General features: G+C 70.9%; 19 protein-coding genes. 4 read left to right on the plus strand and 15 right to left on the minus strand.

Going from position 1 to position 22116, the window contains the following annotated elements; genetic code table 11:
- Positions 1-82 precede the first annotated feature (82 nt).
- The 3 genes from ACFUPX_RS35080 to pdhA (ACFUPX_RS35090) are packed head-to-tail and all read right to left on the minus strand — an operon-like array spanning position 83 to position 3806.
- Positions 83-1603 (minus strand): dihydrolipoamide acetyltransferase family protein, encoded by a 1521-nt coding sequence (locus ACFUPX_RS35080; protein WP_383332088.1) that lies wholly within the window; start codon positions 1601-1603, stop codon positions 83-85.
- A gap of 11 nt (positions 1604-1614) precedes the next feature.
- Positions 1615-2595, minus strand: a complete 981-nt coding sequence (locus ACFUPX_RS35085) for an alpha-ketoacid dehydrogenase subunit beta (RefSeq protein WP_383332090.1) — start codon at positions 2593-2595, stop codon at positions 1615-1617.
- Between the two features lie 2 nt (positions 2596-2597).
- Positions 2598-3806 carry a pyruvate dehydrogenase (acetyl-transferring) E1 component subunit alpha gene (pdhA, locus tag ACFUPX_RS35090; protein ID WP_383332092.1) on the minus strand — a complete coding sequence of 403 codons (1209 nt, stop codon included), beginning with the start codon at positions 3804-3806 and terminating at the stop codon, positions 2598-2600.
- 411 nt (positions 3807-4217) lie between these two features.
- Here pdhA (ACFUPX_RS35090) and ACFUPX_RS35095 point away from each other — a divergent pair, with 411 nt between their 5' ends.
- Both ACFUPX_RS35095 and ACFUPX_RS35100 read left to right on the plus strand, forming a co-directional pair.
- The gene (locus tag ACFUPX_RS35095) at positions 4218-4880 is read left to right on the plus strand and encodes a response regulator (RefSeq protein ID WP_383332094.1); all 663 of its coding nucleotides are present in this window, start codon (positions 4218-4220) and stop codon (positions 4878-4880) included.
- 84 nt (positions 4881-4964) lie between these two features.
- A complete protein-coding gene (locus tag ACFUPX_RS35100) occupies positions 4965-5402 on the plus strand; it encodes a pyridoxamine 5'-phosphate oxidase family protein (protein WP_383332096.1) in 438 nt (145 codons plus the stop codon).
- 137 nt (positions 5403-5539) lie between these two features.
- Here the strand turns inward: ACFUPX_RS35100 and ACFUPX_RS35105 are convergent, their stop codons facing one another.
- On the minus strand, positions 5540-7123 hold the full coding sequence (locus tag ACFUPX_RS35105) for a protein kinase (protein ID WP_383332098.1): 1584 nt from the start codon (positions 7121-7123) through the stop codon (positions 5540-5542).
- A 295-nt stretch (positions 7124-7418) separates the two neighbouring features.
- On the opposite strand from ACFUPX_RS35105, the gene ACFUPX_RS35110 reads away from it, so the two are divergent.
- Positions 7419-9056, plus strand: a complete 1638-nt coding sequence (locus ACFUPX_RS35110) for a protein kinase (RefSeq protein WP_383332100.1) — start codon at positions 7419-7421, stop codon at positions 9054-9056.
- A 141-nt stretch (positions 9057-9197) separates the two neighbouring features.
- On the opposite strand, the gene ACFUPX_RS35115 is transcribed toward ACFUPX_RS35110, so the two are convergent.
- The 9 genes from ACFUPX_RS35115 to pdhA (ACFUPX_RS35155) form a co-directional block, all read right to left on the minus strand.
- Positions 9198-9740: a bacterial proteasome activator family protein gene (locus ACFUPX_RS35115; protein ID WP_383332102.1), complete on the minus strand. Its 543-nt coding sequence runs from the start codon at positions 9738-9740 to the stop codon at positions 9198-9200.
- A 106-nt stretch (positions 9741-9846) separates the two neighbouring features.
- Positions 9847-10254, minus strand: a complete 408-nt coding sequence (locus ACFUPX_RS35120; RefSeq protein ID WP_383332104.1) for a hypothetical protein — start codon at positions 10252-10254, stop codon at positions 9847-9849.
- Positions 10255-10486: 232 nt separating this feature from the next.
- Complete coding sequence (locus ACFUPX_RS35125; protein ID WP_383332106.1) at positions 10487-11464, minus strand: NAD(P)H-quinone oxidoreductase; 978 nt, start codon at positions 11462-11464, stop codon at positions 10487-10489.
- Between the two features lie 39 nt (positions 11465-11503).
- A complete protein-coding gene (locus ACFUPX_RS35130; RefSeq protein ID WP_383332108.1) occupies positions 11504-12616 on the minus strand; it encodes a potassium channel family protein in 1113 nt (370 codons plus the stop codon).
- A complete protein-coding gene (locus ACFUPX_RS35135) occupies positions 12613-14280 on the minus strand; it encodes a molybdopterin molybdotransferase MoeA (RefSeq protein ID WP_383332110.1) in 1668 nt (555 codons plus the stop codon). Before ACFUPX_RS35135 ends, ACFUPX_RS35130 begins: the two co-directional genes overlap by 4 nt.
- Positions 14277-15329, minus strand: coding sequence for an NTP transferase domain-containing protein (locus ACFUPX_RS35140; RefSeq protein WP_383332158.1), 1053 nt, complete (start codon positions 15327-15329; stop codon positions 14277-14279). Before ACFUPX_RS35140 ends, ACFUPX_RS35135 begins: the two co-directional genes overlap by 4 nt.
- Before the next feature lie 284 nt (positions 15330-15613).
- Positions 15614-17089 (minus strand): dihydrolipoamide acetyltransferase family protein, encoded by a 1476-nt coding sequence (locus tag ACFUPX_RS35145; protein ID WP_383332112.1) that lies wholly within the window; start codon positions 17087-17089, stop codon positions 15614-15616.
- Positions 17089-18117 carry an alpha-ketoacid dehydrogenase subunit beta gene (locus tag ACFUPX_RS35150; RefSeq protein WP_383332114.1) on the minus strand — a complete coding sequence of 343 codons (1029 nt, stop codon included), beginning with the start codon at positions 18115-18117 and terminating at the stop codon, positions 17089-17091. The genes ACFUPX_RS35145 and ACFUPX_RS35150 overlap by 1 nt, the downstream gene beginning before the upstream one ends.
- Entirely contained in the window at positions 18114-19286 is a 1173-nt protein-coding gene (pdhA, locus tag ACFUPX_RS35155; protein ID WP_383332116.1) for a pyruvate dehydrogenase (acetyl-transferring) E1 component subunit alpha, read from the minus strand. The genes ACFUPX_RS35150 and pdhA (ACFUPX_RS35155) overlap by 4 nt, the downstream gene beginning before the upstream one ends.
- 204 nt (positions 19287-19490) lie before the next feature.
- On the opposite strand from pdhA (ACFUPX_RS35155), the gene ACFUPX_RS35160 reads away from it, so the two are divergent.
- Positions 19491-20000, plus strand: coding sequence for an Lrp/AsnC family transcriptional regulator (locus ACFUPX_RS35160; protein ID WP_383332160.1), 510 nt, complete (start codon positions 19491-19493; stop codon positions 19998-20000).
- Positions 20001-20004: 4 nt separating this feature from the next.
- Here the strand turns inward: ACFUPX_RS35160 and ACFUPX_RS35165 are convergent, their stop codons facing one another.
- Both ACFUPX_RS35165 and ACFUPX_RS35170 read right to left on the minus strand, forming a co-directional pair.
- Complete coding sequence (locus ACFUPX_RS35165) at positions 20005-20598, minus strand: TetR/AcrR family transcriptional regulator (RefSeq protein ID WP_383332118.1); 594 nt, start codon at positions 20596-20598, stop codon at positions 20005-20007.
- The gene (locus ACFUPX_RS35170; protein WP_383332120.1) at positions 20595-22106 is read right to left on the minus strand and encodes a 3-hydroxyacyl-CoA dehydrogenase; all 1512 of its coding nucleotides are present in this window, start codon (positions 22104-22106) and stop codon (positions 20595-20597) included. Before ACFUPX_RS35170 ends, ACFUPX_RS35165 begins: the two co-directional genes overlap by 4 nt.
- Positions 22107-22116: the final 10 nt, after the last annotated feature.

Below are 22116 nucleotides of genomic sequence, written 5' to 3' on the forward strand. Positions count from 1 at the left end.
CTTGGGATAAATTATGTCCCCCCTCGGGTTTTCCGCGGGGGGGGCCCGCGGGTCCTGGGGGCGGGCCCCCTCGTCGTACTGCCTACGCCCAGGTGATGAGGCGCTTGGGCTGCTCCAGGATCGCCGCCACGTCGGCGAGGACCTTGGAGCCGAGCTCGCCGTCGACCAGGCGGTGGTCGAAGGAGAGCGCGAGCGTCGTCACCTGACGCGGCTTGACCTTGCCCTTGTGGACCCAGGGCTGGAGCTTGATCGCGCCGACCGCGAGGATCGCGGACTCGCCCGGGTTCAGGATCGGCGTGCCGGTGTCGACGCCGAAGACACCGACGTTCGTGATGGTGACCGTGCCGCCCTGCATCGCGGCCGGTGACGTCTTGCCCTCACGGGCCGTGGACACCAACTCGCCGAGCGACGCGGCCAGTTCCGGCAGGGTCTTGGCGTGCGCGTCCTTGATGTTCGGGACGACCAGGCCGCGCGGGGTCGCCGCGGCGATGCCCAGATTCACGTAGTGCTTCTGGACGATCTCCTGATTCGCCTCGTCCCAGGCCGCGTTGACCTCCGGGTTGCGCCGGATCGCCACGAGCAGCGCCTTGGAGACGAGCAGGAGCGGATTGACCCGCAGGCCCGTGAAGCCGTGCTGGTCCGCGTCTCGCTTCAGCTCCTCGACCAGCTTCATCGTCCGCGTCACGTCCACCGTCACGAACTCCGTGACGTGCGGCGCCGTGAAGGCCGAACCGACCATCGCCTGGGCGATGGCCTTGCGGACGCCCTTGACGGGGACGCGGGTCTCGCGGGCGTCGGCTCCTGCCACGGGGGCCGCGGCAGGAGCGGCGGCCTCGGCGGCCACCGGCTGCGGCGCGGCCACGCGGGCCGGGGCGGCCGGGGCGGAGGCCTGCGCCACCGCCGCGTGCACGTCCTCGCGCGTGATGATCCCGTCGGCCCCGGACGGGACGATGGCCGTGAGGTCGACTCCCAGGTCCTTGGCGAGCTTGCGCACCGGCGGCTTCGCCAGCGGACGCTCGCCCGCGGGGGCGGTGGAGTCGACGGGGGCGGCGGGAGCTGCGGGCTCGGCGACGCCGGCCCCGCCGGAGCCGTTCAACTCGGCCTGGACCGCCGCCGCGTAGTACGTACCGGCGGCGGCAGCCTGGTCCTGCGCCGACTTGCGCGCGCGGCGCTTCGTCGAGGACTCGGCGACCCCGTAACCGACCAGCACCGGCTGCCGCCCAGCGGGGGCGGCCTCCTCCTCGGGGGCGGCGGGGGCGGCGTGGGCTGCGGGGGCTGCGGGGGCTGCTTCGGGGGCGGCCTCCGCCGCCGGGGTGGCGGCAGTCTCCGCGGGGGCGCCACCGCCGGACACGTCCACCGCGATGATCACCTGCCCGACGTCGACCGTGGTGCCCTCGGGGAAGCGCAGTTCCCGTACGACTCCGTTGAACGGAATGGGCAGCTCGACGGCGGCCTTGGCCGTCTCGACCTCGCACACCACCTGCCCGTCGGTGACCGTGTCGCCGGGCGCCACGAACCACTTGAGGATCTCCGCCTCGGTGAGCCCCTCGCCCACGTCGGGCATCTTGAACTCGGCCAGCGCAGTGTCTGTCATCGTCGTCACGACCCTCTCCCTCAGTACGCCAGCGAGCGGTCGACAGTGTCGAGCACCCGGTCGAGGCCCGGCAGGTACTCCTCTTCCAGCCGCGCCGGCGGATACGGCGCGTGGAAGCCGCCGACCCGCAGCACGGGTGCTTCGAGGTGGTAGAAGCACCGCTCGGTGATGCGGGCCGCGATCTCCGCGCCCGCGCCCAGGAAGACCGGGGCCTCGTGGACCACGACGAGCCGCCGCGTCTTCTCGACCGAGGCCTGCACCGCGTCGAAGTCCATCGGCGACATGGAGCGCAGGTCCACCACTTCAAGGGACTTGCCCTCTTCGGCGGCGGCCGCCGCGGCCTCCAGGCAGACCTTCACCATCGGGCCGTACGCGACGAGGGTGAGGTCCGTGCCCTCACGGGCGACCCGGGCCTTGTGCAGCGGCGCCGGAATGGCCTCGGTGTCGACCTCGCTCTTGTCCCAGTAACGCCGCTTCGGCTCGAAGAAGATCACCGGATCGTCGCTCTGGATGGCCTGCTGCATCATCCAGTAGGCGTCCGACGAGTTCGAGGGCGAGACGACCTTGAGGCCCGCCACGTGCGCGAACAGCGCCTCGGGCGACTCACTGTGGTGCTCGACCGCGCCGATGCCGCCGCCGTACGGAATGCGGATGACGACCGGCATCTTGATCTTGCCGAGCGCGCGGGCGTGCATCTTCGCGAGCTGCGTGACGATCTGGTCGTACGCGGGGAAGACGAAGCCGTCGAACTGGATCTCCACCACTGGGCGGTAGCCCCGAAGCGCCAGGCCGATGGCCGTGCCGACGATGCCGGACTCGGCGAGCGGGGTGTCGATGACACGGTCCTCGCCGAAGTCCTTCTGGAGCCCGTCCGTCACACGGAAGACGCCGCCGAGCTTGCCGACGTCCTCGCCCATGATGAGGACCTTGGGGTCGGTGTCCAGCGCCGTACGCAGCGATTCGTTGATCGCTTTGGCGAGGGGAAGTTTCTGTACGCCCATGGCTACTTGCCCTCCCCGCCGTCAGCGGCGTCCGCGAACGACGCCTGGTACGCCTGGAACTGCGCGCGCTCCTCGTCGACCAGCGCATGCCCGTCCGCATACGCGTTCTCGAAGATCGACATCAGATCCGGATCCGGCATCGCCCGCACCACCTCTCGCACTCGCTTTCCCAACGCTTCGCTCTCCGCGTCGAGTTCCGCGAAAAATCCCTCATCCGCGTGACCTTCGGCCTCCAGGTAGGTCCGCAGGCGCAGGATCGGGTCCTTGACCTCCCAGGCCTCGCGCTCCTCGTCCCTGCGGTACTTGGTCGGGTCGTCGGAGGTGGTGTGCGCGCCCATGCGGTACGTGAACGCCTCGATGAGCGCCGGGCCCTCGCCCGTACGCGCCCGCTCAAGCGCCCACTTGGTGACGGCGAGCACGGCGAGCACGTCGTTGCCGTCGACCCGCACGCCCGGGAAGCCGAAGCCCTGCGCGCGCTGGTAGAGCGGCACCCGGGTCTGCTTCTCGGTGGGCTCGGAGATCGCCCACTGGTTGTTCTGGCAGAAGAACACGACCGGAGCGTTGTAGACCGCGGAGAAGGTGAAGGCCTCGGCGACGTCGCCCTGGCTGGAGGCACCGTCACCGAAGTACGCGATCACGGCCGAGTCCGCGCCGTCCTTGGCCACGCCCATCGCGTAACCGGTGGCGTGCAGGGTCTGCGAGCCGATGACGATCGTGTACAGGTGGAAGTTGTTGGTGTTCGGGTCCCAGCCACCGTGGTTCACGCCGCGGAACATCCCGAGCAGATTGGTCGGGTCGACCCCGCGGCACCAGGCGACGCCGTGCTCGCGGTAGGTCGGGAAGACGTAGTCGTCCTCGCGCGTGGCACGGCCCGAGCCGATCTGGGCGGCCTCCTGGCCGAGCAGCGAGGCCCACAGACCCAGCTCGCCCTGGCGCTGCAGGGAGGTGGCCTCGGCGTCGAAGCGGCGGGTGAGGACCATGTCGCGGTACAGGGCGCGCATGTCATCGGCGGTGATGTCCGCGACGTATGCGTCGTACTCGGCGTTCTTGACCCGCTTGCCTTCAGGGGTCAGCAACTGAACAAGCTGGGGTTCCGTGCTGTTCGCGCTGTCCGTGCTTTTCTTCGGCGCGGCCTTCTTGGCGCTCGTGCGCTTGCCGCCGCTCGTACTGCTGCGGCGCGGTGTGCGCGCGGCGGTGCTCTCCACGGTCACGTGTGCTCCTCCGTCGGTCCGGCCCCCGGGATTACCGGGAAGCTGGGGGTCCCCCCTGCTCTTTGAGAGCTTGGGGGCGCGGCTCGCCTGATCCGTGCCCGCGCACGGGGTGGGTGCGACTCGGCCGGGAACAGGCGTGACAGGTGCCCCGGCGAGCGCCCTGCACAATGCACGTTACCCAGTGCTTCCCAATTCTGTGAAACCCCATCTGACCTGCGAATTTGCTTGGATTTCCAAGTATCTGACTGCTTGGATTTCCGAGTAAATCCAGAAAGTCGGGAACAGTTCCTGGTCACAGCACTGATCACAGCCTGGCAGGGGGCCGGAACACCGGCACGTTATCCCGGCCACCCCACGCACGGGAAGAGTTCAGCTCAGGCACTGCGAGAGATCGTGTGTGAGACTGGCTCCGTGCGCGAAGACGGAAAAATTACGGTATTTCTCCTCGACGACCATGAAGTGGTCCGCCGTGGAGTCCATGAGCTGCTCTCCGTGGAGTCCGACATCGAGGTGGTCGGCGAGGCGGGGACGGCGGCGGACGCCCTGGTCAGGATCCCTGCGACACGGCCGGACGTGGCCGTGCTCGACGTGCGGCTCCCGGACGGCAGCGGGGTCGAGGTCTGCCGCGAGATCCGTTCGCAGAACGAGGACATCAAATGCCTGATGCTCACCTCGTTCGCGGACGACGAGGCTCTCTTCGACGCGATCATGGCGGGCGCTTCCGGCTATGTCCTGAAGGCCATTCGCGGCAATGAACTGCTCTCGGCCGTACGCGATGTGGCGGCGGGAAAGTCGCTGCTCGACCCCGTCGCCACGGCCCGTGTCCTGGAGCGTCTGCGCGACGGGAACACCCCCAAGGGCGACGAGCGTCTGTCGAACCTGACGGACCAGGAGCGCAAGATCCTCGACCTGATCGGCGAGGGCCTGACCAACCGGGTGATCGGCGAACGGCTGCACCTCGCCGAGAAGACGATCAAGAATTACGTGTCCAGCCTGCTCTCCAAGCTCGGCATGGAGCGGCGCTCGCAGGCGGCCGCGTATGTGGCCCGTATGCAGGCGGAACAGCACCACTGACACGGGGAAACGGGACTTACGTCCCCATCCCCTAAGGGCGGGATCCCCTTCCCCGGCCCCCCGCCGGTGGCAGAGGGTGGACGCATGCCTTCCGACGATCTGGAACAGGACGAACGGCTCGCCTTCGAACTGCTCGGCCGCACCGACTACGGCCGGGTCGCGACCAGCATGCGCGCGCTGCCCTTCCTCGCCGCGGCCCGCCACGTCGTCGTGGACGGGCGCATCCTGCTGCGGATGCACAAGGGATACGGCTATCACCAGGCCTGCCTCGGCAGTGTCGTCGCCTACGGGGCGGACAATCTCAGCGCCGAGACCGCGCGCACGGGTCAGTGGACCGTGCAGTTCGTCGGGCTCTGCGAGGCCGTCGAGCCGACCAACGACGAGCTCGAACTCTTCGGTCCCGGCCCGCACTACGTGGACGGCGAGCTCTATGACCCGGTCTACATGCGCATAGAGCCGCAGCTGGCCACGGTGCACACCCTGCACGGCGGCCGGGAGCGGCAGCTGCAGCGCATGCTGTGACCCCGGGACCGTGACCCCCTGAACGACGCACGCGCGCGTGGTGCCCTTCCGGGCTCCACGCGCGCGTGCGTATGTCTGTATGTCTCTGTCTGTATGTCTCTGTCTGTCTGGGGTCCTGTCGGCGTGCTGTCCGCCGCTCAGCCGTCGCCCTCGCCGCCGGCGCCCTCGACATCTCCCGTGCCGCCGTTCGTCACCGGCGGGTCCTCGCTGGTCGGCGTGCTCGGGTCGTCCGTCGGCTCCGTCGGATCGTCCGTCGGCTCCGTCGGGTCGTCCGTCGGGTCCGTCGGCTCGTCCGTCGGCTGGCTCTCGGTGGGCGAGGGCGTGTAGTCGTTGGAGGGCGGGGCCGACGGGGTGTAGTCGCCCTGGCCGCCGGAGCCGTCGCCGGGCACCGAGGTGTCCTCGTCCGAGGTCTCCTCGTCCGCGCTCTTGCTCGGCTTCTTCGTCTCCGACTGCTTCGTCGGCTCCTTCGTCGGGGTGTCCTTCTCCTTGGTCTTGTCGCCGTTCGCCGACAGCGCGAACGCGACACCCACGGCGATCGCGATGACCGCGAGCACGGCCAGGATCCACATCTTGCCGCGGCCCTTGCCGTTGCCGGGGCGGTGACCGCCCTCGAAGCCGCCGTCGTCGCCGCCCGGCGGACGCAGCATGGCGCCCGGGATCTGCGCGGTGCCGGAGTCGCCCGGGTGCTGCATCGCGGTGGCACCCGCGACGCCCATCGCCGGGGTGCTGCCGCCCTCGTGCATGCCGGCGACGTCGACGGGACCGGTGTTCCAGGTCCCGGTGTGGCTGCCCTGCTCGTGCAGCATCTGCAGCCCGTACTGGACCAGACCGCGCATCTCCTCGGCCGTCTGGAACCGGTCGTCCGGGTCCTTGGCCAGCGAACGCATCACCAGGCCGTCCAGCTCCGGCGGCGACGCGTCCGAGGTCTCGGACGGCGGCACCGGGATGTCCTGGACGTGCTGGTACACGACGGAGAGCGGCGTCTCACCGGTGAACGGGGGCCGCAGGGCGAGAAGTTCGTAGAGCAGACAGCCGGTCGCGTACAGGTCGGAACGGTGGTCGACCGCCTTGCCGAGCGCCTGCTCCGGGGAGAGGTACTGGGGCGTGCCCATGACCATGCCGGTCTGCGTCATCGTCGACTGCGCGCCGTGCAGGGCACGGGCGATGCCGAAGTCCATCACCTTCACCGCGCCGGTGTCGGTGATGATCACGTTCGCGGGCTTGATGTCGCGGTGCACGATGCCGTGCTGGTGCGAGTACGCGAGCGCCTCGAGCACCCCGGAGACGATGATCAGGGCCTGCTCGGGGCCCGGCGCCTCCGCGTTGAGCAGCAGATCGCGGATCGTCCGGCCCTCGACGATCTCCATGACGATGTACGGGACGACGCTCGGCCCGACGACATCCTCACCGGAGTCGTAGACCGCCACGACCGCGTGGTGGTTGAGTCCGGCCACCGACTGGGCCTCGCGGGTGAAGCGGGCCTTGGAGACCGGGTCTTCCGCGAGGTCGGAGCGGAGCAGCTTGACGGCGACCGTACGACCGAGACGTACGTCCTCGGCCGCGAACACCTCTGCCATGCCGCCCCGGCCGAGTCTGTGGGTCAGCCGATAACGGCCGTCCCCGACAAGACCGGCATTACCCCACAACTCCGGCGCGTCTGACATACCGCCGCCACTCGCCTCGGGGTCGGACGGGCCCTGAGCGCGCTGCGTCTGTGCCATCAGTCCTCGCCGTCGTTTCTGGTCGTGGTGCTTGGTGGTACCGGGGGATCCCCGCCGGGCCACGCTACAGCCTTCGCGCGCCACGCCGGTTCGAGGTGGACCGGACATCAAACCCGCCGGGGGCCCTCGCGCGCAAACTTGTAACGCTTCCGAGACGCTTCTTGCGCGTACGGTCACGGAACGGGCATCGAGCTTGACGTGGCACTGCCCTCGGGCAGACTTGGCCAGGAATAGCGGGAATCGATCACCGATCGCGGAGCCGTCCGGCACACCGCGCCGATGGGGGACGCACGACATGAGCAGCCAGGACGGCGCACAGGGACGGTATGCGGGGCGCTCGCTGGCCGGTGGCCGGTACCAGCTGCTCGATCTTCTCGGTGAGGGCGGCATGGCCTCCGTCCACCTCGCGTACGACTCCGTACTCGATCGTCAAGTCGCGATCAAGACGCTCCACAGCGAGCTCGGCCGCGAGCAGTCCTTCCGCGAGCGCTTCCGCCGCGAGGCCCAGTCGGTGGCCAAGCTCACGCACACGAACATCGTCTCGGTCTTCGACACCGGCGAGGACGAGCTCGACGGCGCGACGATGCCGTACATCGTCATGGAGTATGTGGAGGGACAGCCGCTCGGCTCCGTCCTGGACACCTCGGTCGCCCAGTTCGGCGCGATGCCGAGCGACCAGGCCCTGAAGATCACCGCCGATGTGCTCGCCGCGCTGGAGATCAGCCACGAGATGGGCCTGGTCCACCGCGACATCAAGCCCGGCAACGTGATGATGACCAAGCGCAACGTCGTCAAGGTCATGGACTTCGGCATCGCCCGCGCGATGCAGTCCGGCGTCACCTCCATGACGCAGACCGGCATGGTCGTCGGCACTCCCCAGTACCTCTCGCCGGAGCAGGCGCTCGGCCGCGGTGTGGACGCCCGCTCCGACCTCTACTCCGTCGGCATCATGCTGTTCCAGCTGACCACCGGACGGCTGCCCTTCGAGGCGGACTCCCCGCTGGCCATCGCGTATGCGCACGTCCAGGAGGAGCCGGTCGCTCCGTCCTCGATCAACCGCTCGCTGCCGCCCGCTGTCGACGCGATCGTCGCCCGCGCGCTCAAGAAGAACCCGAACGAGCGTTTTCCGACCGCCGAGGCCATGCGCGACGAGTGCCTGCGCGTCGCCCAGTCCTTCCAGGCTTCCGCGCCGAGCATCGTGCCGGGTGCCCAGACGGCGAGCGGCGCGGGTGTCGGTGCCGCGGTCTTCCCGCCGGTCGACTCCTCGCTCCCGCAGCAGGGCAGCGTCCAGACGCCGTACCAGCCGGGTCCCGGTACGTACGGCCCCGCCACACCGCCCCCCGTCACCCCGGGCTACGGCTACCCGCAGCAGGGTGGCTATCCGACCCCGGCGCCCACCAACGCGTACGCCCCCCAGGGCGCGCAGACCCCGCCCCCTTACACGCTCTCGCCGCAGCACGGGCAGACGTCCGTGGGCCAGGGCGGATCCGGCTCGGGCGGCGGCAAGCGGAACATGCCGGTGGTCGTCGGCTCGATCGTCGTCGCGCTTCTCGCCATCGGCGGCGTGATCGCGGCGGTGTCCATGAGCGGCGACGACGGGGACAAGGACGCCAAGGACAAGAAGTCGCCGGCTCCGGTGGCCGGGCACCGGGGTCCCGACCGCAGCAAGACGATCGACACCGAAGAGTGCACCGAGCCCGAGACGGCGTACAACGACGAGAACAAGATCAAGGTCCCGGACTTCACGTTCAACGACTGGCGCTCCGTGCAGAAGTGCCTCCAGGCCGCGGGCTGGCAGTACGACAAGCGCACGGTGGACGAGAACACCTACGGGGAGGACACGGTCATGTCCCAGTCCCCGAAGGAAGAGTCCGACGTCGACCCGGACGACGTGAACATCGAGATCACCATCTCCACGGGCAATCCCGCCTGAGCTGACGCGACGTCCGACGCGACATCTGAAGAGACATCTGAAGCGAAGGGCCCGGTCACCTTGTGACCGGGCCCTTCGCTTCGCGCTCTTTATCGGCTACCGCCCTTGCCGCTGCCTAGAGGTGCTGACTAGAGGTGCTGACTAGAGGTAGGGCCCTCCGGTCCGTCCCGCGATACCGCCGTCCTCTTCCTCCTCGCCGCCGCCCACACCGGGCGGCAACGCGCGCCGCATCGATTCGAGCTGCGCCCGCGCCGCCATCTGCTGCGCGAAGAGGGCCGTCTGGATCCCGTGGAAGAGTCCTTCGAGCCAGCCCACCAGCTGGGCCTGCGCGATGCGCAGTTCGGCGTCGCTGGGCACTCCCTCGTCGGTGAAGGGGAGGGAGAGACGCTCCAGTTCCTCGACGAGCTCGGGGGCGAGACCGTCCTCGAGCTCCTTGACCGAACTGGCGTGGATCTCCTTGAGCCGCACCCGGCTCGCCTCGTCGAGAGGTGCCGCCCGCACCTCCTCGAGCAGCTGCTTGATCATGCTGCCGATGCGCATGACCTTCGCCGGCTGTTCGACCATGTCCGTCACCGGGACCTCGCGGGATTCGTCGTCTCCGCCGCCGCCGAGCGCCATTCCGTCCTGTCCGACAACCAGGACCTGGGGGCTCTCCTGCGACCGTTCGTTCCTCGGCATCTCCATGCCGCCATTCTCTCGCACGCGTACATCACACATCGGTGGTGCCCCCATTTGCCGCTGATCCACCGTGTACGAGGGGGCCGATCGTGTCAGCTCCGATCGGCTCCGGTCAGCCGCGGCGCAGTCGTACGGCGAAGAATCCGACCCCGAGGCCGATCAGGACCAGGCCGCTGCCGAGCGGCAGGACGCGGAGGCCGGGTACGGGGGGTCCGGTGGCGGTCCGCCGGGTGGTGTCGGACGCGGTGGTCCTGGTGGTGGACCGCTGTTTCGCGGGCTTCTCGACCGGGGTCGCCTTCGGCCGGTCGGCCGGTGCGGAGACCTGGGCGGGCGGGGGCGGGGGCGGCAGCGGGTCCGCGCGACCCGGGCGGGCCCTGCCGTCACCGGGGACGCTTCCAGCACGGGTCTGGCTGGGGGAGGGTTCGGCGGCGTACGACAGAGAGAGAGGTGAGACGGCCAGGAGCACCGCCAGGATCAACAAGGGGCGAAGGATCGACAAGGGGCGAAGCCATGGAGTCATCACGCTGACCCCCTCCCGCTACCGGGTAGCCAAGATCAAGAGAGATCACTGAAGCTGCATCAAGCGTCACACAGTGACACAACTCCGGCATCTCGACTGTCCTGGCACCCGGCGACGGGAGGACTGAGCCCCGTAGGGGGCGCGGGGAACTGCGCGACAAACCCCCACCGACCCGCAGGTCAATCACCCCACCCCAGCGGCGCGACCCAGCGGCGCGACCCAGCGGCGCGACCTAGCGGACGAGCAGCACCTTCCCGATGTGCGAGCTCTCCTCCAGGACGCGGTGGGCGGTCGCCGCCTCACTCATCGGCACGGTCTGGTCGACGATCGGCCGTACGTGGCCCCCGGCGATCAGCGGCCACACGTGCTCCCGCACGGCCGCGACGATCGTCGCCTTCTCCTCGGCGGGACGCCCCCGCAGCGAGGTCGCGGTGACGGCGGCGCGCTTGCCCAGGAGCGTGGCGATGTTCAGCTCGCCCTTGACGCCGCCCTGCATGCCGATGATCGCGAGACGGCCGTTGACCGCGAGGGACTGCACGTTGCGGTCCAGGTACTTGGCGCCCATGTTGTCGAGGATGACGTCCGCGCCCGCGCCGTCCGTGGCCTTCTTGATCTCCTCGACGAAATCCTGCTCGCGGTAGTTGATGAGGATGTCCGCGCCGAGCTCCCCGCAGAAGTCGAGCTTCTCCTTGGTGCCCGCCGTGACCGCCACCGTGGCGCCGACGGCCTTCGCCAGCTGGATCGCCATGGTGCCGATGCCGCTGGAGCCGCCGTGCACGAGGAACGTCTCGCCGGGCCTGAGGTGGGAAATCATGAAGACGTTGGACCAGACCGTCGAGGTCACCTCGGGCAGCGCGGCCGCCGTGACGAGGTCGACGCCTTCGGGCACGGGCAGCAGCTGTCCCGCGGGAACGACGACCTGCTCCGCGTAGCCGCCGCCGGCGAGCAGCGCGCACACCTCGTCGCCGATCTTCCAGCCGGAGACGCCGGGGCCGATGTCGGTCACGCGGCCGGCGCACTCGAGCCCCGGATAGGGGGACGAGCCGGGCGGCGGGTTGTAGAAGCCCTGGCGCTGGAGCAGGTCGGCGCGGTTCACGGCGCTGGCCACGACGTCGACCAGCACCTCACCCTCGCCGGGTACGGGATCGGGGACCTCGGCCCATACGAGCGCTTCGGGTCCGCCGGCTTCGGGGATCGTGATCGCATGCATGCTGGCGAGGCTACTCCCTGCGGATTCCGGCCGGTCCGACTACGTGCGCAGACCTCCGCGCGGCGGATTCGACTTGGCGTCGGGCGCCATCGGTGACGTCCGCGTCGCCCGCACGATGGTGATCAGACGGTCCATCAACTGCAGCTTCCCGACCGCGGGATCGTCGTATCCGAGCACCCGGTGCCCGCGTACGACACTGACCACCAGGTCGTCCGTCTCGCGGACGCCGAGACCCACCTCGGCCTTTATCACCGGGCGCTCGACGAGATCGAGCCCGCTGCCCTGCTGGATCAGATCCTCCATGACCATGCCCGCGCTGGGGCTGAGCACGGAGAGGCCGAGCAGCCGTCCCGCCGCGCTGGCACTGGTGATCACCGCGTCGGCGCCGGACTGGCGCAGCAGCGGCGCGTTCTCCTCCTCGCGCACCGCGGCCACGATCTTCGCCCCGCGGTTCATCTGCCGGGCGGTCAGCGTGACCAGGACGGCGGTGTCGTCGCGCTGCGTCGCGATGATGATCTGCCGGGCGCGCTGCACCTCGGCGCGGAGCAGGACATCGCTGCGCGTCGCGTCGCCGATGACTCCCGCGTAGCCCTCCGCGGTGGCGGCGTCGACGACCTTCGCGCTCGGGTCGACCACCACGATCTGCTCGGGCTTCAGACCCGTCGCACAGACGGTCTGGATGGCGGAACGGCCCTTCGTGCCGAAGCCGACGACGACGGTGTGTTCACGCAAGTTGGACCTCCAGCGGTTCAGACGCCATTCCTCGCGCGTACGTTCCGTGAGTACTTCAAGGGTCGTACCGACCAGGATGATCAGGAAAAGCACGCGCAGCGGCGTGATCAGGAGGATGTTGCAGAGCCGCGCGCTGTCGCTGTACGGGACGATGTCGCCGTAGCCGGTGGTCGAGAGCGTGACGGTGGAGTAGTAGGCGGCGTCGAGGAAGTCGAGCCCGTCGTCGGAGTTGTCGTGATAGCCGCTGCGGTCGATCCAGACGATGAACGTCGTCAGGGCGAGCACCGCGAGCGCCATCAGGAGCCGCTTGCCCACCTGCACCAAGGGCCGCTCGACTACCCGGCGGGGCAGCTTGATCCGGTGGGTGACGAGGTGCTCGTCGGGGTTGCGGGCGATGGCGTCATGGCCGGGAAGTTTCACGTGAAACACTCTCCGGCTGTTGCTGGTCCGCCTGCTTGCGGGTCTGTTGCTGGGCTTGTCCGCGTGCTTGCTGCTGGGGCTGCGTGCGCGCTCGTCCCTGGGCCGCCTGCTTGCGTGCTTGCTGCTGGGCCTGTCTGCGCGCTCGCTGCTGCGACCGCTTCCGAGAGGGCCCACGGGAGGTCGAGGACCTCCAGTTCCTGGCCCTGGCGCCCACCGCCCGGCGCGACGACCGCGAGTCCGTCGGCCACCGCGATCCCCCGCAGCATCGCCGGACCGTTGTAGTGCAGCGGCACGGCGTGGTCGGCGCGGAGGGTGACGGGCACGAGTCGGGTGTCGTGCGGATGCCCGTGCACGTCCTCGCTCAGCGCTGCGGTGTACGGCGACGGGGCGGGGCGCCCCGAGAGCGTACGCAGCAGGGGCTCGGCCAGGGTCAGCAGGCCGGAGACGGCCGCGAGGGGATTGCCGGGCAGGCCCACGAGGTGCTGGTCCGGGCGGATGCGGGCGAGCAGCATCGGGTGCCCGGGGCGCACCGCCACTCCGTCGACCAGGAGTTCGGCGCCGATGCGACGCAGGGTGGGGTGGACGTGGTCGACCGGGCCGGAGGCGGTGCCTCCGGTGGTGACGACGAGGTCGGCGGCGGATGTGGTGATGGCCTGGTGGAGCGCCTCGGCATCGTCACCGAGCCTGCGTACGGCGATGACCTCCGCGCCCAGTGAACGCAGCCAGGGCGGCAGCATGGGCCCGAGCGCGTCACGGATGAGGCCCTCGTGGGGGAGCCCGTCGGTCAGCAACTCATCGCCCAGGATCAGCACTTCGGCCGTGGGGCGGGGGACCACGGGCACCTGGTCGTACCCCGCTGCCGCCGCGAGGCCGAGCACCGCCGGGGTCACCTGGGCGCCGGGCGGCAGCAGTTGATCGCCGGAGCGGCACTCCTGGCCGCGCGGCCGGATGTCCTGGCCCTGCGTGACGTCACGCCGGGGGTGCAGCCGCCCCTTGTCGTCGGTGAGGCCGTGCTCGCTGCGGATGACGGCGGTGGCCTCCTGCGGAATCCGCGCCCCGGTCGCGATCCGCACGGCCTCGCCGTCCGAGAGCGGGTCCGGCCGCCCGTGCCCGGCGAGGATCCCCTCGGCCCGCACTTCCCAGGGCCCGGGGCCCGCGACGACCCAGCCGTCCATCGCGGAGGTGTCGAAGGAGGGGAGGTCCGTGAGGGCGACGAGGGGCGCGGCGAGGACCAGGCCGAGCGCTTGCTCCAGGGGGACGGCGGCGGGAGCCGACGCGGAGGGCACGGGCCGCGGGGCGCGCGCGGCGAGGTTGCGGGCGGCGGGCCAGGGGGTGATGTCGCGACGCTTGGGCCCGGCGGAGCCGCCCGCCGCGGTGCCGGGCTCCTGGCCGCGGGGGGTGGGTGCGGCAGGCCCGGGGGGTGTCGTGGATGCGGAGGGCGGCCGGTGCGGGGAGGGCGGCGGCTGGTGCGGGGCGGCGTGCTCCGGGGTGCCGGAAGCTGCCGTCGGGGTGCCCCGCGGCGGGGTGCCCCGCGGCGGGGTGCCCCGGTGATCACCCCCGGCAGGCTCACCGTCGGCGTGTCTGCCGGTCCTGCGGCCGTGGTCGTCGTTCACCAGGGCGAGAGCCTCGTCGAGCTCGGCGTCCGGCGCGGGCTGCCCACTCATCCGGCATCCGGCCGCATGTCGTCCCTTGCGTTCTGCCCCGGGTCGGGGGCGGCACCCGGCGGGTTCGCGCCGGGGGTGGTGCTCGGCGGGTTCGCGCCGGGGGCGGCACCCGGCGGGTTCGCGCCGGGCGTGGCGTTCGGCTTTCCACCGGGGGTGTCCGGCTTCCCGGGGGCGTCCGCGTTGCCGGGGGTGTCCGCGTTGCCGGGGGCCGCGCCCGGCTTCTCGCCCGGTCCCGCGTCGGAGCCGCCTTCCTCCGCCCACCGGACGGCCAGCGCCGCCGCCTTGCGGGTGGCCTCGGCCACTGCTTCGGGCCCGCCCGCGGCCCGCGCCGCCGCGTACCCCACCAGGAAGGTGGTCAGCGGAGCCGCAGGCCTGGCCACGCCGTGTGCGGCGTCGCGGGCGAGGTCGAGCAGAAGGCTGGTGTCGACGTCGAGCTCGATGCCCAGTTCGTCCTTGACTGCGGAAATCCATTCATCCAACACGTGCCCATGCTCCCTGATCCGGGCCCGAGCGGCCGCGATGTCGTCCCAGGTGTCGCAGTCGAACGACGCGAGGGGGTCGGCGACCCGGGTCAGTTCGAGCCGCGCGGTGAGCCGCCGCAGCGGAAGCCCCGTCAGACCGCCGTGCTCGGCCGCGAGCTGGGCGATCCCACGCTTCAGCGACACACCACGGTAGGCCGCGACCAGCGGCTGGTCCCGGCCGCCGGGATCGCTCAGCACTGCACCGTCCGCGCCGCTCTCCCGCAGCGCGGCAAGCAGGCTCCGGACCGTCCGCTCCTCCAGGAACGGCAGATCGGCGGAGAGCACCACCACGTGCTCCGCCCCCGTGCGCCGCAGCCCCGCTTCGAGCGCGGCGAGCGGCCCGGCACCGGCGGGTTCCTCGCGCGCCCACACCACGGGACGCGAGGTCGCACGGGGCGCGGCGACGACCACGGTCGTCCCCGCGCCGGAACACGCGCCGAGCACCCGGTCGAGCAGCGCCCGGCCGCCCACCCGCAGGCCGGGCTTGTCCGCGCCACCGAGCCGTCTCGCACCGCCTCCGGCGAGCACCACGGCGTCGTACGGGTCATCGGCGTACGGGTCGTCGGCGCGCGGTCCGTCGGCGTACGGCTCGTCGGCGTACGGCTCGTCGGCGTACGGGAGGCCGGCGTGAGGGAGGTCGGGCGCGGCGGCGTCGGCGGGGGATACGGCGTCACCCGGAGCCCTCTGCTTGGTCATCCCCCGAGTATGGGCGTACGAAGGATCAATGCACCCCTCTGTACGGGGTCTCCCACCGCCTCTGTACGCAGACTCACACCGCCGCGCCAGAATTCACGCCGCCGACCCGAGCCTCCTCACACCGCTCTCAGGAGCACCGCGGGCTGCTCCACGCAGTCCGCCACGAACCGCAGGAACCCGCCCGCCGTCCCGCCGTCGCACACCCGGTGGTCGAAGGTCAGCGAGAGCTGCACGACGTGTCGCACCGCCAACTCCCCCTGGTGAACCCACGGCTTGGGCACGATCCGGCCCACGCCGAGCATGGCCGCCTCGGGGTGGTTGATGATCGGCGTGGAGCCGTCGACCCCGAACACCCCGTAGTTGTTCAACGTGAACGTGCCGCCCGTCAGTTCCCCCGGCGTCAGCTTTCCGTCCCGCGCCGACGCCGTGAGCCGGATCAGCTCGTCGTTGACGGATTCGGTGGTCCGCCTGTTGGCGTCCCGGACCACGGGGACGACCAGGCCGCGGTCGGTCTGCGCGGCGAAGCCGATGTGGACGTCGGCGAGCCGGACCACCTCGCGCGCCTCCATGTCCACGGTGGAGTTGAGCATCGGGTAGCGGGCCAGCGCGGCCACGCTGATGCGGGCGAACAGCGCGAGCAGCGAGATCTTCTGCCCCGCGCCCTCCTTCGCGGCGGCGTTCATCGCGGCGCGTGCCGCGAGCAGTTCCGTCGCGTCGGCGTCGACCCAGCAGGTGGCTTCCGGTATCTCACGCCTGCTGCGGGACATCTTGTCCGCGACGAGGCCCCGGATTCCGGTCAGCGGATAGCGGGTCTGCGCCCCCGCCAGGGCATCGCGAGGCTCCTGGCCCACCGCTGCCGCAGGTGTGGGCGTGGGCGTGGCTGCGGGCCCTGCGGCCGTCCGCCCGGTCGCGATGGCGCTCTCCACGTCCGCCCGCATGATCAGCCCGTCGGGGCCGCTCCCCAGCAGCTCCCGGAGATCCACGCCGTTCTCCCGCGCCAGCTTGCGTACGAGGGGGGAGATCACCGGTATCGGGCCGTCCGCGCGCGGGCGGGTGCCCGAACCCGCGGCCTCGGCCGACCCGTTGGCCTCCCGCAACCGCGAAGGCTGCTCCTGCGGGGCGGCCCGCGGAACGGGCTGCGAGGCAGGCTTCGGCGCGGGCTGCGTGACGGGACCCGCCGAGCGCACCCTTCTGCGCCGGGCGGGCGCCGCAGCCGTGCCGTACCCGACCAGCACGTTCCCGGAGGACTCCTCGGCGGCAGCCGCCTGGAGGGCCCGCTCCGCAGGCTCCTCCGGAGCTGAGGCCGCAGCCGGAGCCGCGCCCTCTGCCGGTGCGCCGACAGCGACCGTCAACAGCGGTGATCCCACCGGCAGTTCCGTGCCTTCCTCACCGAAGAGGGCCGTCACCACACCGCCGTACGGGCAGGGCACCTCCACCAGCGCCTTGGCCGTCTCCACCTCGACGACGGGCTGGTCCACGGCGACGACATCGCCGACCTGCACGAGCCAGCGGGTGATGCCCGCCTCCGTGAGCCCCTCCCCGAGATCGGGCAGCTTGAACTCGAGGCTGTTCACATTCAGACCGGGCGCCATCAGCTGTCCGCCTCCCACTGCAATCGCGCCACCGCGTCCAGGATCCGGTCCACGCCCGGCAGATGATGCCGCTCGAGCATGGGCGGCGGATAGGGGACGTCGAATCCGGCGACGCGCAGGACCGGCGCCTGAAGGTGGTGGAAGCACCGCTCCGTGACACGAGCGGCGATCTCCCCGCCAGGGCCGCCGAACCCGCCCGACTCGTGCACGACGACCGCGCGCCCGGTCCGCCGCACGGAAGCGGCCACCGTCTCGTCGTCGAAGGGCACGAGGGAGCGCAGATCGACCACTTCGAGGTCCCACCCCTCGGCTACTGCCGCCTCCGCGGCCTCCAGGCAGACGGGCACGGACGGCCCGTACGTCAGGAGCGTGGCGCTGCGTCCGGCACGCCGGACCACGGCCTTTCCTATGGGTTCAACGGACTGCGGCGCGTCCGGGTTCCAGTCGGCCTTCGACCAGTAGAGACGCTTGGGCTCCAGGAAGACCACCGGGTCGTCGGACGCGATGGAGGCCCTCAGCAGGCCGTAGGCGTCGGCGACCGTCGCGGGCGTGACGACGTGGAGGCCCGGAGTCGCCATGTAGTACGCCTCGGAGGAGTCGCTGTGGTGCTCGACGCCGCCGATGCCGCCGCCGTAGGGCACGCGCACCGTGATGGGCAGCGGCATCGCGCCCCGGGTGCGGTTGCGCATCCGCGCCACGTGGGAGATCAGCTGCTCGAAGGCCGGGTAGGCGAACGCGTCGAACTGCATCTCGACGACGGGCCGCAGCCCGTACATCGCCATGCCGACGGCCGTCCCCAGGATGCCCGCCTCGGCCAGCGGGGTGTCCGTACAGCGGTCCTCGCCGAACTCCTTGGTGAGTCCGTCCGTGACCCGGAAGACCCCGCCGAGCGCCCCGACGTCCTCTCCGAGGACGTGCACGGCCGGGTCATCGGCCAGGGAGTCACGCAGCGCGCGCCCGAGCGCCTGCGCCATGGTGGCCGGTTTGGCCGGCTTCTTGGTGGCCCGTTCGGCCGCGACCGTCGTCATCGCGTTTTCTCCTCGCCGTCGGCGTTCGCCGCGCCGTCCGTGCCTGCTTCGTCCGCCGCCTCGAGTTCGGCCCGCAACTGCTCCGCCTGCTCGCGCAGTTGCATGGTCTGCTCGGCGTACACGTGGCTGAAGAGGTCCATGGGGTTCAGCTCGGGGTCCTGGTTCATGCGTTCACGCAGGTCGGCCGCCATGGCCTCGGCGTCGTCGCGGGCCGCCCGCTTGCGGTCCTCGTCGAGGAGGCCGCGCTCGGTCAGCTCCCGCTCCAGGAGCAGGATCGGGTCGTGCTCGCGCCAGGCCTCGACCTCTGCGTTCCCGCGGTAGCGCGTGGCGTCGTCGGCGTTCGTGTGGGCTTCCATGCGGTACGTCACCGCTTCGACGAGCGTGGGACCGCCACCCGTGCGTGCGCGGGAGACCGCTTCGCTCAGCACCTCGTGCACCGCGGCCGCGTCGTTGCCGTCCACCAGGCGTCCCGGCATTCCGTACCCGACGGCCTTGTGGGCCAGGGACGGGGCCGCCGTCTGCTTGTCGAGCGGCACGGAGATCGCGAAGCCGTTGTTCTGTACGAGGAAGACGACGGGCGCCTGCCAGACGGCCGCGAAGTTCAGTGCCTCGTGGAAGTCGCCCTCGCTGGTGCCGCCGTCACCGACCATGGCGAGCGCGACCACGTCGTCACCCTTCAGCCGGGCGGCGTGCGCGAGTCCCACGGCGTGCGGGAGCTGGGTGGCGAGAGGGGTGCACAGGGGAGCTATGCGGTGCTCGCGCGGGTCGTACCCGGTGTGCCAGTCGCCGCGCAGCAGGGTCAGCGCCTGGACGGGGTCGAGGCCGCGGGCGACCGCGGCGAGCGTGTCCCGATAGCTGGGGAAGAGCCAGTCCCGCTCCTCGAGGACCAGCGCGGCGGCCACCTCGCACGCTTCCTGGCCGGTGCTCGACGGGTAGACGGCGAGCCTGCCCTGCTTGGTGAGGGCGGTCGCCTGAGTGTTGTACCGCCGTCCGCGCACCAGCTGGGCGTACAGGCGGCCCAGAAGCTCCTCGTCGGCCTTGTCGGCGGCCTCCGTGCCCAGGACGCGATAGGGCTCGGCGTCGGGCAGCAGCGGCGCGGGATCGGTCCTGAGCTGCCATGCGGGCGGCGGGGTGGGCCGGTAGACGCCCCGCTGTTCCATGACCGTCATGTCGCACCTCCATGTGGAAGCGGTCTCCTCGCGGGAGCGGCAAAAGAGGCGCGGCAATGTGAGGCGCCTCACCTACCGATTGTTCGGTCGTCGGCACATTTTGGCTACAGGCACCTCCAGGCTGTGGACAAACGGTTCTGCACAGCCTGGGATGGATGCAGTACGTCCATGGTAGGGAGGCGGGGGGACATGGCATCTGAACGAATGGCCGACGGGCGCGACGGTGATCGTCCGGAAAGCCGGTCCGGCGACCGCCAGGAGAGCCTGCCCCGGCCGCTGGACTCGATCGACCGCGACATCCTGCACATCCTGCACACGGACGGTCGCGCGTCGATACGGTCCGTGGCCGAGCGGGTCCATGTGTCTCGGGCCAACGCGTACGCGCGCATCAACCGGCTCATCGACGACGGGGTGATACGCGGCTTCGGCGCCCGGATCGACCACGAGCGGGCAGGGCAGGGCGCGTCCGCGTACATCACGCTCAAGATCGTCCAGAACACCTGGCGCACGGTCCGCGAACACCTGCGGACGCTGCCGGGCGCCTCTCACATCGCGCTGGTCAGCGGCGACTTCGACGTACTGCTCCTGGTGCACACGCCGGACAACCGCGCGCTGCGCGAGCTGGTCCTCACCCGGCTGCAGTCCATCCCCGAAGTGCTCAGCACGCGTACGTTGCTGGTCTTCGAGGAGGACGACCTGGAGCCGGAGAACTGACCTGTCAGCTGCCGCTGCGCAGCCCCGCGAAGGCCATCTGGACGACGGCGTCGGCGACCTGCTCGCCCGACGAGGCACCACGGGCGTCCGGCTTGTACCACTCCACGATGGAGTTGATCATGCCGAAGAGCAGCCGGGTGGCGAGACGCAGCTCGAGGTCCGAGCGCAGGTCACCGTCGGCGATCGCCTCCTTGAGCAGGGCGGCTACCTGCTGGTCGAACTCCCTGCGCCGCTCCATGGCCCACCGCTCGGTGTCCGTGTTGCCGCGCACGCGAAGGAGCAGCGTCACGTAGGGCACTTCGGCGATCAGCACCTCGACGGTGCGGCGCGTGACGTGCTCCAGGCGCTGCACGGCGGTGCCCACGCGCGCGTGCTCCTCGGCGAGGATCCCGAAGAGGCCGTCGAGCGCACGGCTCACCGCGCGGCGCAACAGCTCCTCCTTGCCGGAGACGTGGTGGTAGATCGAGGACTTGGAGATACCGGCCGCCTTGGAGAGGTGCTCCATGGAGGTGCCGTCGTATCCGCGCTCGTTGAAGACCCGGACCGCCACCGTCAGGAGGGTCTCCGGGGTGTACGTGTCGCGCCGTGCGGTGGTCATGAGTATTCCTCTCGCACGGCCTGACGCCGCAGGGCCTGGGACGGCGCGTAACGCCCGTTCGGGTACTCGTCGTTCAGGAGGTCGAGCGCCTCTGCCACCCGGTACGCGGTGAGACGACGGCCCCATTCGATCGGACCCAGCGGATAGTTGACGCCGAGGCGCATGGCGGTGTCGATGTCCTCGGCGTCCGCCACCTCGCGGCCCACGGCGTCGAGGGCGAAGTCGATGAGCATCCACACCGTGCGGGCCACGATCATCCCGGGGGTGTGCCCAATGACGCTGACCTTCTTGCCGAGCGCCTGGAAGAGGCCGATCGCCTCCCGCAGAGCTTGTTCGTCCACCCTGCTCGACGGGGCGAGGGCGATCCGGGTCGCGGCCCGGTAGTCCAGCGCGAGGTCGAAGTGGATCGTGGGTTCCGCCGCCGCGTCGGCCGCGGTTCCGTCCGCCGGGGCGAGGCGCGCACCGCCGGGGAGCTCGATGAAGCCGGGGGAGCTCGGGACGCCCTTCCCATGGCCCACCCGGATGCCCGCCGTCCTGATCAGGTCGACGAGCGCGTCCGCCGGGAAGAGGTCTCCGTGCAGGGCGACGGACTCCGGGGCCTTCGCGGGCGCCGCCGTGTGGGGCTCCGCGCGCGGGGCGTCGTCCCCGTACGCGTACCAGCCCTGCCCGGACTTGCGGCCGAGGCGGCGGGATTCGACGAGGCGGCGCTGGGCGAGTGACGGCGTGAACTTGGGGTCCTGGAAGAAGGACTCCCACACCGAGCGGGTGACGGCTTCGTTCACGTCCTGGCCGATGAGGTCGGTCAGCTCGAAGGGGCCCATCTTGAAGCCGCCGGATTCGCGCAGGACGGCGTCGATGGTGGCCGGGTCGGCGACCCGCTCCTCATGGAGGCGCAGTGCCTCCGCGTAGAAGGGGCGGGCGATCCGGTTGACGATGAAGCCGGGGGTGTCCGCGCTGCGCACCGGCGTCTTGCCCCAGTTCCGCGCCGTCTCGTACGCGCGCGTGGCGGCCGTTTCGTCGGTCGCGAAGCCGCTGACGACCTCGACGAGGGGGAGGAGCGGCGCCGGGTTGAAGAAGTGCAGGCCGACGAAGCGACCGGGCTTCTCGAGCGTGCCCGCGATGGCGGTGACGGAGAGGGAGGACGTGTTGGTGGCGAGGAGGCAATCCTCGCCGACGACCTTCTCCAGCTCCTCGAAGAGGCTCTGCTTGACGGGCAGTTGCTCCAGGATCGCCTCGATGACGAGTCCGCACCCGGCCAGCTCGGCGAGGCTCTCCACCGGCGCGATCCGGCCACCTGCGGCGGTCCGCTCGTCGGCCGTGAGCCTGCCCTTCTCGACGAGCCGGTCCAGGCGTGCGCCGATCGCGGCGGCCGCCGCCTTCGCCTGTCCCTCCACGGCGTCGTACAGCCGCACGGGGTGGCCCGCCAGCAGGGCGACCTGGGCGATGCCCTGTCCCATGGTTCCGGTGCCGACCACGGCAACGGGGCTGCTGAGCTCGAGTGCTGTCATGCTCGCGATC

This window comes from Streptomyces sp. NPDC057302 (assembly GCF_042667685.1).
Classification (GTDB): Bacteria; Actinomycetota; Actinomycetes; order Streptomycetales; family Streptomycetaceae; genus Streptomyces.

Bases quoted from the DNA above. Each gene is read 5' to 3' on its own strand.
- ACFUPX_RS35115 (WP_383332102.1), bottom strand. From the start codon at position 9,740: ATGGAGATGCCGAGGAACGAACGGTCGCAGGAGAGCCCCCAGGTCCTG.
- ACFUPX_RS35085 (WP_383332090.1), bottom strand. From the start codon at position 2,595: ATGGGCGTACAGAAACTTCCCCTCGCCAAAGCGATCAACGAATCGCTG.
- ACFUPX_RS35105 (WP_383332098.1), bottom strand. From the start codon at position 7,123: ATGGCACAGACGCAGCGCGCTCAGGGCCCGTCCGACCCCGAGGCGAGT.
- ACFUPX_RS35120 (WP_383332104.1), bottom strand. From the start codon at position 10,254: ATGACTCCATGGCTTCGCCCCTTGTCGATCCTTCGCCCCTTGTTGATC.
- ACFUPX_RS35125 (WP_383332106.1), bottom strand. From the start codon at position 11,464: ATGCATGCGATCACGATCCCCGAAGCCGGCGGACCCGAAGCGCTCGTA.
- ACFUPX_RS35100 (WP_383332096.1), top strand. From the start codon at position 4,965: ATGCCTTCCGACGATCTGGAACAGGACGAACGGCTCGCCTTCGAACTG.
- ACFUPX_RS35170 (WP_383332120.1), bottom strand. From the start codon at position 22,106: ATGACAGCACTCGAGCTCAGCAGCCCCGTTGCCGTGGTCGGCACCGGA.
- ACFUPX_RS35160 (WP_383332160.1), top strand. From the start codon at position 19,491: ATGGCCGACGGGCGCGACGGTGATCGTCCGGAAAGCCGGTCCGGCGAC.
- ACFUPX_RS35150 (WP_383332114.1), bottom strand. From the start codon at position 18,117: ATGACGACGGTCGCGGCCGAACGGGCCACCAAGAAGCCGGCCAAACCG.
- ACFUPX_RS35135 (WP_383332110.1), bottom strand. From the start codon at position 14,280: ATGAGTGGGCAGCCCGCGCCGGACGCCGAGCTCGACGAGGCTCTCGCC.
- ACFUPX_RS35145 (WP_383332112.1), bottom strand. From the start codon at position 17,089: ATGGCGCCCGGTCTGAATGTGAACAGCCTCGAGTTCAAGCTGCCCGAT.
- pdhA (WP_383332116.1), bottom strand. From the start codon at position 19,286: ATGACGGTCATGGAACAGCGGGGCGTCTACCGGCCCACCCCGCCGCCC.
- ACFUPX_RS35165 (WP_383332118.1), bottom strand. From the start codon at position 20,598: ATGACCACCGCACGGCGCGACACGTACACCCCGGAGACCCTCCTGACG.
- ACFUPX_RS35110 (WP_383332100.1), top strand. From the start codon at position 7,419: ATGAGCAGCCAGGACGGCGCACAGGGACGGTATGCGGGGCGCTCGCTG.